General features: G+C 34.1%; 14 protein-coding genes. 12 read left to right on the top strand and 2 right to left on the bottom strand.

Annotated elements, in window-relative coordinates; all coding sequences use genetic code 11:
• Window positions 1-241 precede the first annotated feature (241 nt).
• Window positions 242-3,148, bottom strand: coding sequence for an FAD-binding and (Fe-S)-binding domain-containing protein (locus B0A75_RS12400; RefSeq protein ID WP_089054586.1), 2,907 nt, complete (start codon window positions 3,146-3,148; stop codon window positions 242-244).
• Between the two features lie 471 nt (window positions 3,149-3,619).
• On the bottom strand, window positions 3,620-4,369 hold the full coding sequence (locus B0A75_RS12395; RefSeq protein ID WP_089054585.1) for a DeoR/GlpR family DNA-binding transcription regulator: 750 nt from the start codon (window positions 4,367-4,369) through the stop codon (window positions 3,620-3,622).
• Window positions 4,370-4,589: 220 nt separating this feature from the next.
• Here B0A75_RS12395 and B0A75_RS12390 point away from each other — a divergent pair, with 220 nt between their 5' ends.
• The 12 genes from B0A75_RS12390 (at window position 4,590) to B0A75_RS12335 (ending at window position 17,467) form a co-directional block, all read left to right on the top strand.
• On the top strand, window positions 4,590-7,652 hold the full coding sequence (locus B0A75_RS12390; protein WP_089054584.1) for a SusC/RagA family TonB-linked outer membrane protein: 3,063 nt from the start codon (window positions 4,590-4,592) through the stop codon (window positions 7,650-7,652).
• Window positions 7,653-7,667: 15 nt separating this feature from the next.
• A complete protein-coding gene (locus B0A75_RS12385; protein WP_089054583.1) occupies window positions 7,668-8,945 on the top strand; it encodes a RagB/SusD family nutrient uptake outer membrane protein in 1,278 nt (425 codons plus the stop codon).
• A 248-nt stretch (window positions 8,946-9,193) separates the two neighbouring features.
• Complete coding sequence (locus tag B0A75_RS12380; protein WP_089054582.1) at window positions 9,194-10,765, top strand: glycoside hydrolase family 10 protein; 1,572 nt, start codon at window positions 9,194-9,196, stop codon at window positions 10,763-10,765.
• On the top strand, window positions 10,752-12,074 hold the full coding sequence (locus tag B0A75_RS12375; RefSeq protein WP_089054581.1) for an MFS transporter: 1,323 nt from the start codon (window positions 10,752-10,754) through the stop codon (window positions 12,072-12,074). Before B0A75_RS12380 ends, B0A75_RS12375 begins: the two co-directional genes overlap by 14 nt.
• A 21-nt stretch (window positions 12,075-12,095) precedes the next feature.
• Window positions 12,096-12,437 (top strand): hypothetical protein, encoded by a 342-nt coding sequence (locus B0A75_RS12370; RefSeq protein WP_089054580.1) that lies wholly within the window; start codon window positions 12,096-12,098, stop codon window positions 12,435-12,437.
• 27 nt (window positions 12,438-12,464) lie between these two features.
• Window positions 12,465-12,914, top strand: a complete 450-nt coding sequence (locus B0A75_RS12365; RefSeq protein ID WP_089054579.1) for a GNAT family N-acetyltransferase — start codon at window positions 12,465-12,467, stop codon at window positions 12,912-12,914.
• 2 nt (window positions 12,915-12,916) lie between these two features.
• Complete coding sequence (locus tag B0A75_RS12360; RefSeq protein ID WP_089054645.1) at window positions 12,917-14,530, top strand: glycoside hydrolase family 3 protein; 1,614 nt, start codon at window positions 12,917-12,919, stop codon at window positions 14,528-14,530.
• Window positions 14,531-14,653: 123 nt separating this feature from the next.
• Entirely contained in the window at window positions 14,654-15,292 is a 639-nt protein-coding gene (locus B0A75_RS12355) for a peroxiredoxin (RefSeq protein WP_089054578.1), read from the top strand.
• A gap of 248 nt (window positions 15,293-15,540) precedes the next feature.
• Window positions 15,541-15,849, top strand: a complete 309-nt coding sequence (locus B0A75_RS12350) for a thioredoxin family protein (protein WP_007805605.1) — start codon at window positions 15,541-15,543, stop codon at window positions 15,847-15,849.
• A 110-nt stretch (window positions 15,850-15,959) separates the two neighbouring features.
• On the top strand, window positions 15,960-16,217 hold the full coding sequence (locus B0A75_RS12345; RefSeq protein WP_089054577.1) for a DUF6952 family protein: 258 nt from the start codon (window positions 15,960-15,962) through the stop codon (window positions 16,215-16,217).
• Between the two features lie 364 nt (window positions 16,218-16,581).
• Window positions 16,582-17,079: a thiol peroxidase gene (tpx, locus tag B0A75_RS12340; RefSeq protein ID WP_089054576.1), complete on the top strand. Its 498-nt coding sequence runs from the start codon at window positions 16,582-16,584 to the stop codon at window positions 17,077-17,079.
• A gap of 13 nt (window positions 17,080-17,092) precedes the next feature.
• A complete protein-coding gene (locus B0A75_RS12335; protein WP_089054575.1) occupies window positions 17,093-17,467 on the top strand; it encodes a diacylglycerol kinase in 375 nt (124 codons plus the stop codon).
• Window positions 17,468-17,475: the final 8 nt, after the last annotated feature.

Raw genomic sequence — 17,475 nt, 5'->3', positions numbered from 1 at the left:
GTGATTTCTCCTTTCAGTCGAAATGTCATAAGATGAGAAAAAAAATAATTTTAATCCTGTAATCTGTGTCAAAATAGTTTTCATGCAGATTTGGCAGATCTATGCAGATTTTACTATTTATAAAGTCAAAAAAAGAAATCTGCCAAATCTGCGTGAAAAAAAAGTAACCAGATAGCTATCTGGATACTTTTTTTCTTAGTGTTCCCTTATGTAATTCTTTACGCTCAGGCTTCCTTCCTCTTTACTTCAAGCAATTTCTCAAAATACTAACCGGATGCTGCGCTTCACGTTTTGTACCGTCATAAATTTGATGACGACAGCTGGTTCCTGCAGCGGCAATTTTTACATTTTCGGCAGTATTGCGAACTTTTGGAAACAAAGTATCTTCACCCATTTGCATACTCACTTTATAATGCTCTTTTTCATATCCAAAAGAACCCGCCATTCCGCAGCAACCCGAATTGTAAATGGTTACCGTATTATTTTTAGGTAAATTCAACATCGCAAAAGTGGCTTCAACAGAACTTAAAGACTTTTGATGACAATGTCCGTGAATCTTAATTTCTTTTGTTTCTTCAGAAAATGAATCTGGTCTGATTTTTCCATCGATTATTTCTTTCTTGAAGAATTCTTCGATTGTAAAGGCATTTTGCGAAATTCGTTCGGCATTTTCTTTATCCGATGCCAATCGCAGATATTCATCTCTAAAAGTCAAAATCGCCGAAGGTTCAATTCCGATTAAAGATGTATTGCTCGAAATTAAATCCTTGAAAATATTGACATTTATATCAGTTATCTTTTTGGCTTCTTCTAAAAATCCTTTTGAAAGATACGTTCTTCCGCTTTCTTCGTGATCTGTAATTAAAACCTCGTACCCCAATTTTGTCAACAATTCAAAAGCATCAATCCCAATATTTACGTCGTAATAATTAGTAAATTCATCAACGAATAAATACAATTTTCCGTTTGGAAAATCTGCAATTTTAGGTTTGTTATTTTCATACCATTTTCTGAAAGTCTTTTTAGCCAAAAGCGGTACTTGTCTTTCTGGCGCAATTCCCATTGATTTTTTAACCAGCGGCTGATTCGAAATAAAATTCGTAATCGACGGAAACAAACTTCCCATTTTGTTCAATTTTGCGTTGTTGGCAAAAATCTTGCTTCGGGTCGAAAATCCGTTTGCTTTTTGATATTGATATAAAAATTCTGCTTTAAGAGTTGCAACGTCAACATTACTTGGACATTCGCTCGCGCAGGCTTTACAGCTTACACACAACTCAAAAACTTCGTATAATTCTTTCTGATCAAATTTGTTTTCTTTTTCAGAATACGTTAAATATTCACGTAAAGCATTTGCTCTCGCACGAGTGGTTTCTTTTTCATTTCGGGTCGCACGATAACTCGGACACATTGCTCCTCCTGCCGATGGCATTTTTCGGCAATCGCCAGAACCGTTGCATTTTTCGGCAGCACGCAAAATTCCTAAACTGTCTGAAAAATCCTGAAACGTTTTAATATCTGGTTCTACTCTGCCCGAAATTACCCGATGGTTTTCATCCATTTTCAAAGCGTTGACAATCTTTCCGATATTAAAAACGGAATTCGGATCAAAGGCTAATTTGATTCTTTTCAGCAATTCGTAATTTTTATCGCCAATCATAAACGGAATAAACTCTCCACGCACAATTCCGTCACCGTGTTCTCCGCTTAATGAACCTCTGTATTTTTTTACCAAATGCGCCACATCGGTCGCAATGGTTCTGAATAATTTTAGATCAGATGTTTTCTTTAAATTCAAAACGGGACGCAAGTGCAATTCTCCCGCACCAGCATGCGCATAATAAATCGCTTCCTGCCCGTGACTTAACATCATTGCCGAAAACTCAGCTATATAAGCGGGCAAATCGCTTAATTCTACAGCTGTATCTTCTATAGAATCGGCAGCTTTATTGTCGCCAACAATACTTCCTAACAATCCTAATCCTGCTTTTCTAAGTTCGTTGGCTTTATCAATATCGGCACCATAAATTTTTACAAGTGCGTATCCAAAATTGTGTTTTTCTAAATCGGCAATTAAAGCGTTTGCTTGATTTTCAGCATCTTCAAGCGTGTGCGATGCCACTTCAAAAAGCATAATTGCTTTTGGTTCGCCAACTAAAAAGAATCTATTTTTAATATGTTCGCGATTCGTTTTCGTACAATCTAAAATCGTGTCGTCGATCATTTCGCAAGTGTACAAATGATGCTTCATGGCCACCACAACAGATTCCAGCGATTCCTGAATGGTATGATAATGCCCCACAACCATAATATTATGTGCAGGTGGTAAATCGTCAACTTTTAACGTAATTTCGGTTGTAAAAGCCAGAGTTCCTTCGCTTCCGCAAAGTAGTTTCCCTAAGTTTATTGTAGGTTCAGTTCCTCCAAATATTTCTGATTTTAAAAGAATATCAACTGCGTAACCTGTATTTCGTCTGTGAATTTCAGGTTTTGGAAACTCTTTTATAATTTCTTCCTGATTTTCTTTTACCGAAAGTTCGTCGTAAACACTTTTGTAAATTTTATTTTCTAGAGAATTGCCTTTGGTTTTCTCCATAAATTCTGCCGAAGTCAATTCGCCAAAAGTCACTTCAGATCCATCGCTTAAAATTGCTTTTACTTCAGCAATCTTGTCACGCGTAACACCATAACGAATCGAAGTTGTTCCTGATGAATTATTTCCAACCATACCGCCAATCATCGCTCGATTTGAAGTTGATGTAATTGGCGCAAAGAAAACACCGTATGGTTTCAAAAATAAATTCAACTCATCACGAATCACTCCAGGCTGAACAGTAACCGTTTTTTTCTCAGCATCATAACCTAAAATTTTAGTAAAATGTTTCGATACATCAACCACAATTCCATCTCCTACTGCCTGTCCTGCCAAAGAAGTTCCCGCAGTTCTTGGTGTAACCGAAATATTATGCTGTGCCGCAAATTGAATTAGCTTACTTATATCTGCCGTAGTTTTAGGCAAAGCCACCGCGTTAGGACGAATCCTATACACCGAAGCATCTGTAGAATATAGTGTTTTATAAAGATCATCATATAAAAGTGTACCTTCTAATGATGCTGCTAGTTCTTGTAACTCTTTATTTATCGACATTATTGCTTTCTTTTTGAATTACAAAAATAGGTATTTTTTTAAGGTTCAAAGAGGCATAGTAACAAAGGTTCTGAGGTTTTCTTTGCTATTGTTTTTGAAATTGGATTTTTGGGTTTTAACTCGATTGTCATACTGAGCGTACGCAACAAAAATCCCCAATCTTGTCATTTCGAGGAACGAGAAATCACACTCGTAAATCGAGAAAGATTGGCGATCTTCTTTGTGGAGTTTCTAGTGTGATTTCTCGTTCCTCGAAATGACAAACTGCTTGAAAATTTATCCGAGTTTATCTTTTTTCAAAATAACGTTTTATATTCATCATCAAGAGATGATTTATATGCTTCTAATTCATTTTTAGGTAATAAAATAAATCTTAAATTTATTCAAGCAATAGGTATAGAAACTTTAAGACTGCATTCTATAATTTGTAGATTCTTACAGCAATTAGATTTTTAAAAAGCGCATAACTCTTTAAAACAAACGGGCGCCGGCATCGGCAAAATTTTTAATTTTAGAGCTATTAGGACTTAATTCTGTTACAATAGCATCAATTTGGTTTAGATCGCAGACTTTATGAGGCATTTTGCCATTGATCTTGTCTGAAGTTGCCAAGACAATAACTTTGGCAGAGGCTTTAATCATTTCTTTTTTAATAATCGAAACTTCATACCCCATTTCGGTAAGTCCCTGATTTACGTCGAGACTGCTCACGCCCAAAAAACAAACGTCGGCTTTAATTTTTGACAGTACTTGCACTACGTCTATTCCTACGGTTACCATTGCATTTTTTTGCAATTTCCCTCCAATAAAAATCAGTTCTATATTAGGATGCTGAGATAACTGCATGGCTATGGGCAGACTATACGTATATATAGTAGCTGATAAATCTTTTGGAATAAGTTTACAAAAAGATAAGTTAGTAGTTCCTCCAGTCATTATAATTACTTGTCCGTCAACTAAAAACGACAAGGCTTTTTGACCTACTATGTTTTTTTTATCTTCATTAACAATAGCAATATCAAACACACTGCTTGGCTTGTCTTTTACTAGAAAAGCGCCTCCATAAACTTTATTAATCAAGCCTTTATTATGCAATTCATTAAAATCTCTGCGTATTGTATCTTCAGAGATATTTAATTCTAAAGCGAGATCAATAGTATTGATTTTTTCGACATTCTTAAATTTATCCATGATAAATTGATGTCTTTCTCTTTTAAGCATCTGATTTTTTTTACAAATATAAAATATATTGCATTATTATGCACGTTTTAAGAGTGATAATTTACCAAACACGCTTACAAATCAGAAATAACGATTAAACAAAAAAATAAAATGCATTATTATGCATTTTGTATATAATAAATTAAATAAGATGCAAAAAATCGCATTTATTAAAAAAAATTTCTAATTTTAGATTCTATAACTAATCAAATACTGTAATATGAAAAAACTATTATTTATTTTATTTGGAACCATTTTGTTTGCGCAGCCCATATTTGCTCAGACAAAAACCGTAAGTGGTACAATTAAAAGTGAATCTGACGGACTTTCGCTGCCAGGAGTTTCTGTCTTAATAGAAGGAACTTCCAAAAGCACCGTAACCGATTTAGACGGAAAATTCAGCATTTCTGCAAATGAAAACGAAACATTGATTTTTAGTTTTGTTGGCTTTGGTACTAAAAAGGTCAAAATTTCCAGCGGCACTAGTGTAATTAATCTAAGACTGGCGGAAGAAACCAACACTCTTTCTGAAGTTGTGGTACTTGGATCTACTGTACGCGCTACTCGTAAAGAGTTAGGAAACGCCGTTACAAGTTTAAAAGGCGAAGACTTGATAAAAGCACAGCCAGGCGGACTTTCGACTGCGTTACAAGGTAAAATTGCAGGGGCTCAGGTTTCTCAAAACTCAGGTGATCCTGCTGGAGGTTTTAGTATTAAACTTAGAGGAACATCGTCTATTTTAGGTTCTTCAGATCCGTTGTATGTTATTGATGGAGTTGTTTTAAACAATGCAACAACAAACGTAACGAACTTAAATGTAACAACTGGAAATTCTAATATGCAGATTGGTCAAAACAGATCGTCTGATATTAACCCTAACGACATTCAAAGTATCGAAGTATTGAACGGTGGCGCTGCCGCTGCAATTTACGGATCGAGAGCAGCTAATGGTGTGGTTTTAATTACAACCAAAAAAGGTGTTGCCGGCGAAACAAGATATACTTTTTCTACTAGTGTAACTTCTAATTCAATTCGAAAAAAACTTGATCTGAATACTTCAAACAAACAGTTTGTAAATGCTTCACCTGCATTATTCCCTATTCAAGGAAATCCTAAAAGTCCAACTACTGTAAATGTATTAGGAAGAGATCTTGAAACTAGAACTATAGATGTACAACGTTACGATTATCAAGATGACATTTTTACAACTGGTGTTGGAACAGATACTTATTTCTCATTACAAGGCGGAGATGAAAAAACAAAATACTTTGCATCGCTTGGTTATTTAGTAAACGAAGGAATTATAAAAAACACCGATTTTAAAAGAGCAGGTGCAAAAGTAAGATTAAAACATGACTTTAATTCAAAATTATCTGCGACTGTTGGTTTAAATTATATTAATTCTGCTTCAAACGAAAAACCAGATGGAAACGTTTTCTGGAGCCCAATTAATGCTATAAATATTACCAATAATACTTATGATATTAATAAAAGAGATGCTAACGGCAACTTATTAGCAGTTGACCCTAATAGAGTTAATCCGCTTTCTATTATAGAAACTTTTAAAATCAAACAAAATACAGATCGTATTATTTCGGACTTACAATTAAATTATGTTCCTTTTAAAAATTTCAATGCTGATATGATTTTTGGTGTCGACAATTATAACCAAAGAGGAAACGTATTTATTCCGAGATATCCATATGTAGTTAATCCTGCTTATTATAATGACGGTTATGTTTCTGAAGCGACTAACAGAGTGGTTCAATTTAATAATGACTTGAACTTAAGATACCTTTGGAATATAAACGACAAATGGAAAGCAACAACTTACGGAGGTTACAACGTACAAACGTATCGTGATAATTTTGCTGCTGTTGAAGGACGTAACTTAAAACCATTTATTGAAACTATAAATGCTTTCAATACCTTGATTCCTGGTTCACCAAGTTCAAGTCAGTCAAAATACAATTTATGGGGTTTTTACCTTCAGGAAACTATTGGTTATAAAGACAAATTATACATTACTTTGGCAGGAAGACAAGATGCTTCGACTATTTTTTCTAAAGACAATAGATCTCAGTTTTATCCAAAAGCAAGTTTAAGTTATGTCCTTTCTGACGAAAAATTCATGGAAGGTATTCATGATGTTGTAAGTTCAGCGAGACTTAGAGGTTCATGGGGAAAATCAGGAAGTTTAACTGCTATTAAACCATATGCTCGTTTTACAAATTACTCTACAGGAACGCTTTTAGGAAATAGTACTTTTACTATTGAAGGTTTCAAACAAGGAAATCTTGATTTAAAACCAGAACAAAGTGTTACTTATGAAATAGGTGGTGATTTTGGTTTTATAAAAGATCGTTTGAATTTATCATTCAGTTATTATAATGCTGATATTGATGATTTGTTACTGCCAGTTCAATTAGCAGCTTCTGAAGGTGCTACAAATACAATTAAGAACATTGGTCAAATGAACAATAAAGGTTTTGAAGTAAACCTTAAATATGATCTTATCAAAAAAGAAAACCTGCATCTTGATGTTTTTGTAAACTACAGCAGCAACCGAAATAAAGTAACCGGCCTACCGCAGCAGCGTTTTAAACTAGACAGCAATTTAGCTGGAGCACCTGTTTTTGTTGAAATGAACCAGCCAATTGGTATTTTCTATGGTACGTACTTTGCTAGAAATGCTGACGGCAGCTTATTACTTACGCCAACTGGTTATCCGCAAACTGAAAAAGGAGACGTAAATACTGGAGCTCCGCAAAGAGATGCTTCTGGACAGCCTACAGGAACAATTTTAAACAAACAAATTGGAAACCCAAATCCAGATTATATTATTTCTTTCGGAACAAATCTGAATTACAAAAAATTTGGTTTATCTGTATTATTTGATGGCGTACAAGGCGTAGATGTTTTTGATGCAGATTACAGAACAAGACAAGGTGTAGGTTCTGGAACATTAGTTGCTAAAGAACTTAACGGAGAATTACCTCGCGGATACATTTGGTCTGTTTACAACATCGAAGAGTTTAGAGTTGTAGACGGAAGCTACCTAAAATTAAGAGAGGTATCTTTAAACTATTCTTTTGGAAAATTAAATAGTTTCTTTGATGATTTAGTGATTACTGCAAGCGGAAGAAACCTAATTTCATGGGATAATTTTACGAGTTTCGATCCAGAAACAAATTCTGGCGGACAATCTTCGGTGGCGAAATACAATTTTGGAACAGTGCCAATTCCTAGTTCATACTCATTGGCAGTAAAAGTTCAATTTTAATCAAATAAAAATATTATGAAAAAAATATTCATCCCTATAGTAGCCTTTGCAACACTTTTAATAAGCTGCAACGAAGAGTATTTGGATCCAACCAAACCCTCTCAGGATTTAGTTTTTGGTTCTAGAGAAGGAATTATTGGTGCTGCAAACGGATTGCAGCAACTTTGGACTATTGACAGAACCAGCCCTGTTTACAATACTATTACTGGAAACGGATTTACAACAAAAGAACTCCGACTGCTAAATGCAGGAAATGTTGACGAAGGTGAACTTTCTGTGGGCGGCGAAGTACTTTCTACTAAAAATAACGTAGTAAATAATCTATGGTCGCAATGCCTTGTTATTAAATCAGAATCGCAAAAAGTTATTGATCATATTGATGTTTTAACTGCCGAAACTGAAAAAGCGAGCGTTCTCGTTCACGCTACTATTTTCAAAGCAATGGCAATAACTACAATGGTTCAGTATTTTCAAAGTGTTCCTCTAAAAACAGGAAAAAATGCCACTTTTGATACGAGAGCCGATGTTTTAGCTGAAGCTATAAAAATTCTAAAAGCTACAGAACCTATTTTAGACAAAGCAACTGGAGTTACTGGTTTAGTAAGCACTGTTAATTACAAAAACACAGTCTATGCTCTTCTAGCAAGAACTTATTTAATGGCAGGAGATTATGATAATGCTATCGCATATGCTGCCAAAGTTGATCTTGCTGTAAAATCAGTATTTGCTTTCGACCAAATTAGTCCAAATCCAATTGCTTATATCTCTATAACTACAAACAATGTATTTCAGCCTGTTGATTTAACCTTAGGTCTGCCTGCAGCTTTAGCCCCTTCTAGTTCTGACGGAAGGTTAAATTTCTACATTAAACCGGGTTCAAATCCTACAGTTGCAACTGGTTTTTTTGATACTAATCTTAAACCAATTCCTGTTTATTTACCAGGCGAAATGACGCTAATTACAGCAGAAGCTTATGCTAGAAAAGACAATCTGCCTCAAGCCGTTATAGAATTAAACAAAGTTTTGACTAAAACCGCTGCAGGAGATACTTACGGAATTGGAGCAAATCTGCCGCCATACGCTGGAGCACTGACTAAACCTGCTATTTTAACTGAGATTTATAGAAATCGCTGTATCGAAATGTACATGTCAAGTTTAAAACTAGAAGACAGCCGAAGATTCGAGCGTCCAGGTGCAGGAACTCCTGGTGCAGAAAGAAACCGTAATTGGTATCCGTATCCAGATTCTGAAAGAAACAACAATACGAATACACCTCCAGATCCTGCAATATAAGATCTATTAAAATCGAGGCGTTTAGTTACGCCTCGATTTTTATCTTCTAAATACATTTAATTTATTATCATAAAAACTAGTAATATCAAACAGTAATTGCCAAAAACTCAAAATCGGTAAAAACTGTCATAAAAAACAAAAACCAATTGTAAGAAATCCGCACAAATAACGTTGAAATTATAATTTCTGAATTATTTATTATAATCCATTAAAAAAACTATTTTTGGTTTCTGTTAAAAAAGATTGAAATGCATAAAAACCAGCACTTACTGTTCTCAATACTATTTTTATTTTTCTTCGGATGGAAATCCTTTTCACAAGAAAAAGTAATGCATCCTAAAAATGAATTTAGAGGTGTTTGGATCGCCACCGTGGTAAACATCGACTGGCCTAAAACATCAATTGATAATGTTGAAAAAGAAAAAGCTGACTATTTAGAAATTTTAAACACCTATAAAAAACTAAATTACAATGCTGTAATTGTTCAAATTAGAAGTGTAGGTGATGCTATTTACCCAACAGAACTAGCACCTTGGTCAAGATTTTTGACAGGAAAAGAAGGTCAGGCACCAAATCCATATTATGATACTTTGGCTTGGATGATTGAAGAAGCACATAGCAGAGGCTTTGAATTTCACGCATGGCTGAATCCATATCGTGCCACTTTCGATTTAAATAAGCAGCAATTGAGTCCAAATCATGATCTTTTCAAACATCCAGAATGGATGATTGAATATGGCGGAAAATGGTATTATGATCCAGCTTTACCTGAAGTTCAAGAACATTTAACCAAAGTGGTTAAAGAAGTAGTTGATAAATACGATATTGATGCCATTCATTTTGATGATTATTTTTACCCGTATACAATTCCTGGAAAAGTTTTTAATGATAACGCTTCCTTCAAAAAATATGGTTCAGGCTTAAGCCGTTCTGACTGGCGTCGTGCAAATGTGAGCAATTTTGTACATACCATTTCGACTACAATAAAAGAAAGCAAGCCGTGGGTTCAATTCGGAATTAGCCCATTTGGGGTTTGGAGAAATAAAACACAAGATCCAAGAGGTTCTGAAACACAATCAACATCAAACTATGACGATTTATATGCTGATCCTCTTTTATGGATGGATCAAAAGTGGATCGATTATATTTTACCACAATTATATTGGAGCATGAATAATCCAAGAGCTTCGTACTCAAAATTGGTAAAATGGTGGTCAGAGAACTCCAATAATACTGCTATTTATATTGGACACGCTTCTTATAAAATTAGAGGTGACGGCGATAAAAGCTGGAATTTTGCCAATGAAATTCCAACGCAAGTCGACTTTGCAAGAACTTTCAAAAATGTATCAGGCAGCGCTTATTTCAGCTCAAAATGGTTTATGAATAAAAACTTTGATGTTGCCCGAATTTTAGAAGAAAATCAATATAAATATCCTGCAATTCCTGCGGCTGTTCCTAATTTAAAACACATTATAATTGATACGCCTGTTGTTACTGAATTTGTAAAAGACAGTACAAAATATTCATTCAGCTTAAAAAATCCGCTTAATACAAATGTGCGTTACATTGTAATTTATGGAGGCGATCATATTTCAAAAGTTGATATTAACGATGCAACGAAAATAATCGACAAAATAAGAGTGATTGAAAAAGATGGTGTTATTTCATTTTCAATTCCTGCTGAAAAAATCAGACCATATAAAGCCTGCGCAGTTACCTTTATTGACTATTACGCCAATGAAAGCACTCCAACCGCTGTTGACTTAAAAAAGAATTTTAAAATCTATTTACCTGCCCAACCTAATGAAAACAGATAATCACTCTCCTTGGTTTTGGATCCCGCTTCTTAACTTTGCCTCTGGATTACCATACGCCGTAATTATCTCTGTTTCGGTAATTATGTACAAAAACTTAGGAATTTCAAATGAAGACATTGGTGTTTACACCAGTTTATTATATCTTCCGTGGGTAATTAAACCTTTATGGAGCCCTTTTATTGATTTAACCGGAACCAAAAGAAAATGGTTTTTATCGATGCAGTTATTAATTTCAATTGCATTTTTACTCGTAGGATTTACAATTCCGCTCAATGGCTTCTTTATAATGACACTGGCTATTTTTTGGGTCGCTGCTTTTGCATCGGCTTCAAATGATATTGCCAGCGATGGCTTTTATTTATTGGTTTTACCAAAAGAACAGCAATCTTTTTTCCTCGGAATCAGAAGTACTTTTTACAGACTTTCGATGTTAGCAGGAAATGGATTAATTGTACTTTTTGCAGGTTATCTAGAACATAAATATAGCGACAATACCAAAGCTTGGTCCTATACCATGATTGCTGTTGGTTTATTAATGACATTTATAACTGCTTACAACTTTATCTTCACGCCAAAAAATGAAATAAACGCATCCGAAAAGGATAAAAAAGCACAGCAGCACCAAAGCTTTGCAACGGTATTTATCAGCTTCTTTCAAAAAAAACAAATTGGTTTAATTTTGGCTTTTATCCTTGTTTTCAGACTTGGAGAATCTCAGCTTTTAAAAATGTTAAGCCCATTTTTACTTGACGGAAAAGAATTAGGCGGAATGGGATTAGATACAGAAGCAGTTGGAATAATCTATGGAACTTTGGGTATTTTTGCTTTAACCGTTGGAGGAATTTTAGGCGGAATTGCAATCTCTAAACATGGACTTACAAAATGGATGCTTCCTATGTTTCTTGCCATGCATTTACCTATTATAGGTTTTATTGGATTAGCGCATTTTCAACCTGAAGAAATTTTTCATCTGCATTTAAATCTCTATTTTTTCGAAATTAACTCTCCTCTAAATCTCTATACCTGTATAACGGTTGTTCTTGAGCAGTTTGGATATGGTTTTGGTTTTACAGGGTTTATGATGTATTTAATACATGTTGCCGAAGGAGAATCGAAAACAGCACATTACGCTCTTGCAACTGGTTTTATGGCTTTAGGAATGATGCTTCCGGGAATGTTAAGCGGGTTTATACAAAAATATCTAGGTTACGAGAATTTCTTTATCTGGGTATTATTAGCTACAATTCCAGGTTTAATACTTTCTAGATTTTTAGATTTCCCGAAAGATTTCGGTAAAAAAATAGAATAAACGCTATACCATATAACGCCCATGGAAATCAATGAAACTAAACAGGCCGAAAGAAACCTGAAAGCAATTGAATTTGAAAAAGCTGGAGAAATTGAAAAAGCAATTGCGTTATACGAAGAAAACATAGAAGAAGGTTTTAAAGGAAATCATTCTTATGATCGCCTTGCCGCTATTTACAAAAATCAGCTCGATCTAGACAATGAAATTCGAGTTTTAGAAAAAGCTATTATTGTTTATGAAGCGATTACAATCGAAGACAGAATCGAAGGTTTGCCAAAACTTTTCCGTTTTAAAAACCGACTGGAAAAAGCAATTGAAACGAAAAAGCAATTGACAAAACAAAAGAAAGCAAAACTAAAATAAAAGCGATTTTACACTATTTCAGAAATCATGATTACCATAAAACGCACAAATTCTGACAATATCGATTTTAAAAATCTGGTTGTTTTATTAGATCAAGATTTAGCCATTAGAGACGGCGATGATCATGCATTTTACAATCAATTTAACAAAACCGATAAAATAAAACATGTTGTCGTTTTTTATGAAAATGATAAAGCGGTTGGATGTGGTGCTTTTAGAGAAAAAGAATCAGATACGGTCGAAATTAAACGAATGTATGTTCATCCTGACTATCGAAAAAAAGGAATAGCCTCAAAAGTATTGGCCGAATTAGAAATTTGGGCAGCCGAAGTAAAATACAAACACACTATTCTGGAAACGGGCAAAAACCAGCCAGAAGCCATAAATCTATATCAAAAATTAAACTATACCATCATTCCAAATTATCCGCCTTACGAAAAGGTCGATAATAGTGTATGTATGAAAAAGACTTTATAAAAATGAAAATCACAACCGAAGCATTAAAACAAAAAATTGGACAGTTCTTTTTTCCTGCCGTTTTTATTAACGATACCGAAGAAAATATTCAGGAAACAGAACGCCTTATAAAAGAACATAATATTGGCGGACTAACTTTTTTTCACAGTCGTGCAAGCGCTGCAACGAACTACGAAAGCAAGAAGAAAGTTGTTTTTAACGATGACAGCTATGAGAAAATTAAAGTACTGATTGCTCGTTATCAAAAAGCAGCTTCTACTCCCCTCTTAATTAGTATTGATGCTGAATGGGGATTGGCAATGCGCATCGAAAAAACGCCGCAATATCCATATGCAATTACGCTAGGTGCTTTGCCTGAAAGCAAATCGAATTTAGTTTACGAAGTTGGAAAACAAATTGGTTTAGATTTAAAAGCAGCCGGAATTCAGTACAATTTATCGCCTTTGGCAGACATTAATAATAACCCAAATAATCCGGTTATTGGATATCGATCTTTTGGTGAAAACAAAGAAAAAGTAGCCGATTTTTCGATTGAATATTTAAAAGGAATGTCTGAAGTTGGCGTTTTAGGCTGCCTGAAACACTTTCCTGGACACGGAAATACTAATGTTGATTCACATTTAGGGTTACCGGTTTTAAAGGAAACTCTTGAAGAATTGATGGAAAACGAATTGTATCCTTTCATAAAAGGAATCGAAAATAATGTCGATTCGATTATGATTGGTCATTTGGCCGTTCCGAGTTTAAATGATGGAAAAGACACATCGGCAACTTTATCAAAAGCAGTTATTCAGGATTTATTGCGTGATAAATTAGGTTATGATGGTTTGGTTATTTCTGACGCTTTAAATATGCACAGCGTTTCTAAGCTATACGAAACCAAAGGACATTTAGAATGGGAAGCTTTTAATGCTGGAAATGATGTTTTATGTTTCGCCGAAAATGTACCTGAAGGAATTCAGGAAATCTTAAAAAATGCTTCGCCAGAACGTATTGAAGAAAGCTTTAATAGAATTATAAAAGCTAAAGAAAAAGCGGGAATTCTTTCTGGAAATACTACTGCTTCGGGCGAATTAAACTTCGAAAAAACAGCAGCTCTAAATCTAGAAATTGCTCAAAATGTAATTACAAAAATCATTGACAATTCAAGCACAGAATTAGCTTTTGCCTCTCAAAAGAACAATAAACTAGCCAAACTAAGTTTATATAAAAATACCGAAAACAGCTTCTTCAAAACCTTAAGTACAAAATTACCTTCACCTGAATTTGCTTTTGAAAATCTGGAGGATTCAGATAGTACGACAATTAAAAAAGAATTAGAAAATTTCGAAACCATAATCCTTTCATTATTTGTTCCAAAAGCAAAACCAATGAACAATTTCGAAATCGACAATGAAGTTTTAAAATTGCTTTCTGATTTGCTTGAAACAAAAAAATGTATCGTCTATGTTTTTGGAAATCCATACGTTTTACCTATAATTCCGAATCTTAAAAAGGCTTCAGGATTATTTCAGGCGTACCAAGATTTTGAAGAATTCCAAAAAACGGCAGGAATTCAATTTTTAGAAAATTTTATCACCAGCGGGACTCTTCCTGTAAATATTGATATTCAATAATTTACAACATAACATAATCAAAACTTATCAACTTATAAATTTTTATAATCACAACTTATTGTAAGAACCTGTAGTTATGTCCTACTTTTGCATCAAATAAATTTTTAACGTAAAACGAATATTATGTCTTTAGTAGGAAAAAAATTCCCAAGTATTGCAGTAGATGCTATCTCAGAAATGGGTGACAATTTAAAAATCAACATTTTTGAAGAAGCAGTAAACAACAATAAAAAAGTACTTTTATTTTGGTACCCAAAAGATTTTACTTTTGTATGTCCAACTGAATTACACGCCTTTCAAGCTGCATTACCAGAATTCGAAAAAAGAAATACTATCGTAATTGGTGCTTCTTGCGACACTAACGAAGTTCACTTTGCTTGGTTAAATACTCCAAAAAACAATGGTGGAATCGAAGGTGTTACTTACCCAATCTTAGCAGATACAAACCGTAACTTAGCTAACATTTTAGGTATTCTTGATATCGAATCTACAAGCTACAGCGAAGATACTGATTCAGTTATCATCGAAGGTTCAAACGTAACTTATAGAGCTACTTACTTAATTGACGAAACTGGAAAAATCTTCCACGAAAGTGTAAACGATATGCCATTAGGACGTAACGTAAACGAATACTTAAGAATGGTTGATGCTTACACTCACATCCAAACTAAAGGTGAAGTTTGTCCTGCAAACTGGGAAGCTGGTAAAGAAGCTATGTCTGCAGATAGATTAAGTACTGCTGAATACTTAAGCGCTAATTAATTCTTTTTAAGATTCTGAGGTTCTAAGATACTAAGACGCTAAGTCTTTTTTTACTGAACTTCTAAATCTTGAATAAAATTCTACAATATAGTTATCAGGTTCTAAGATTAACACTTAGAATCTTAGAACCTTGATGACTTTAGATCTCAAAAAAATAATTTTAACGTTAAGTCATTTTATGGACTAAGGGCTAAAAAAAACTTAGAACCTTAGTACCTCAGCGACTTAGCACCTTAAAAAATAAAGAAATGTTAATCGACTTAAACGAAGATACGTTAGCAGATTTAGTTGCTAAAAACGAAAAAGTAGTAGTACAATATTCAGCATCATGGTGTGGAAACTGCCGTATTATGAAACCAAAATTCAAAAAATTAGCCACAGAAAATGAAGCTATCACTTTTGTTTTGGTTGATGCAGAAAATTCTCCTGAATCAAGAAAGCTTGCTAACGTTAGCAACTTGCCAACATTTGCAACTTTTGTAAACGGACAATTAGTTGGAGAAACTCAAACCAACAAACAAGAAGTTTTAATCGATCTTGTAAACGCAATTGCTTAAATTTAGATCGTTAGACTGGCTTAGATTTTTAGACATCTTAGATGTTTTAAAAATTTTAAAGTAAAGTCTAAGAAGTCTAAGAATGTCTAAAAATCTAAGAAGTCTAAATTATGAAATTACCAGTAATAAAGCACTTAACGCAATTTATAGAAGAAAACGATCAGGATTATATCATTGAAACTATCGAAGTTCTAGAAGCTATGACCGAAATTCCTTCTTTAAAAGATGAAGAATTAGACGTAATTGGCGAATTGATTTCAAATATGTATGGTGCTCTTGAAGTGCACAAAATGGTTTCGCAAGGAACTGATAAAAAAGAAGCTTTAAACGCATTCATGAAACGCGTTTTGGGCTCGATTGACAAGTAATATTGTCCTTTTTTTCAGAGAAAAAACAAAAAAACATGACCGAGAAAGCGTTTCTGAATAAGAGACGCTTTTTTTTTTGTAGTTTTCAGTCAAAGTTTACAAGTACTCATTGTCAGGCTGAGCGGAGTCGAAGCCCACGCAAAGCAAATCGACAAAGGTTATCAATTTAAATGGTGGAGCTACTTACTTAGGCTTCGACTCCGCTCAGCCTGACAAGCGTAATAAATCTAAAATTATGAGATAAATTCGTGAATTCGCGGCTATCCAAAAACCAACCTTAATCTATCCTTAAACGAATAATAAATACTTTTAGATTCAAATATTAATCCTTACTTTTGAGCCTCATTAATTTTAAACAAAAATCATGGCTTCAATAACATTAGGAGGTAATCCAGTTCATACATCAGGTGAGTTACCAGCAGTTGGTTCTAAACTTGCTGACTTCAAATTAGTTCAAAACGATTTATCAGTTGCTTCATTAAGTGATTTCGCTGGTAAGAAATTAGTTTTAAACATTTTCCCAAGTGTTGACACAGGAACTTGCGCAGCATCTGTTAGAAAATTTAACCAAAGTGCAAGCGATTTAGAAAACACAAAAGTTTTATGTATTTCTAGAGATTTACCTTTCGCTCAAAAACGTTTTTGTGGTGCAGAAGGTTTAGAAAATGTAGTTAATTTATCTGATTTTAAAGAAGGAAGTTTTGGTAAAGCAAACGGCTTAGAGATCGTTGACGGACCTTTGGCAGGTTTACATTCAAGAGCAATTATTGTTGTAGATGCTGACGGTACAATTACACATACAGAGCAAGTTGCAGAAATTGCAGATGAACCAAATTACGAAGCAGCTCTTGCTGCACTATAATATTTTCCTATAAATGGAGTTTCAAAAAGATAATACCTTTGTTACCGGCCGATTAAAAAGTATGACATATGCTTTTAACGGAGCTGTAAAACTTATAAAAACAGAACACAGCATTATGGTTCAATTCTCATTGGGAATTATAATGACTATTGCTGGATTCTATTTTCATATTTCACAAACCGAATGGCTTTGTCAAACCTTAGCCATTGGTTTAGTTTTAAGTGTTGAAGGATTGAATACGGCTGTTGAAAAAATTGCCGATTTTATTCATCCTGATTACAGCAAACGAATCGGTTTTATTAAAGATATTGCTGCTGGAGCGGTGTTTTTTGCCGCAATGACTGCAATAGCAATAGGCTTAATTATTTATATTCCAAAATTTACATAGGCAAGGAA

The sequence above is a fragment of the Flavobacterium oncorhynchi genome, from assembly GCF_002217355.1.
Taxonomy (GTDB): Bacteria; Bacteroidota; Bacteroidia; order Flavobacteriales; family Flavobacteriaceae; genus Flavobacterium; species Flavobacterium oncorhynchi.
This window is presented reverse-complemented; position numbering and strand designations above follow the sequence as displayed.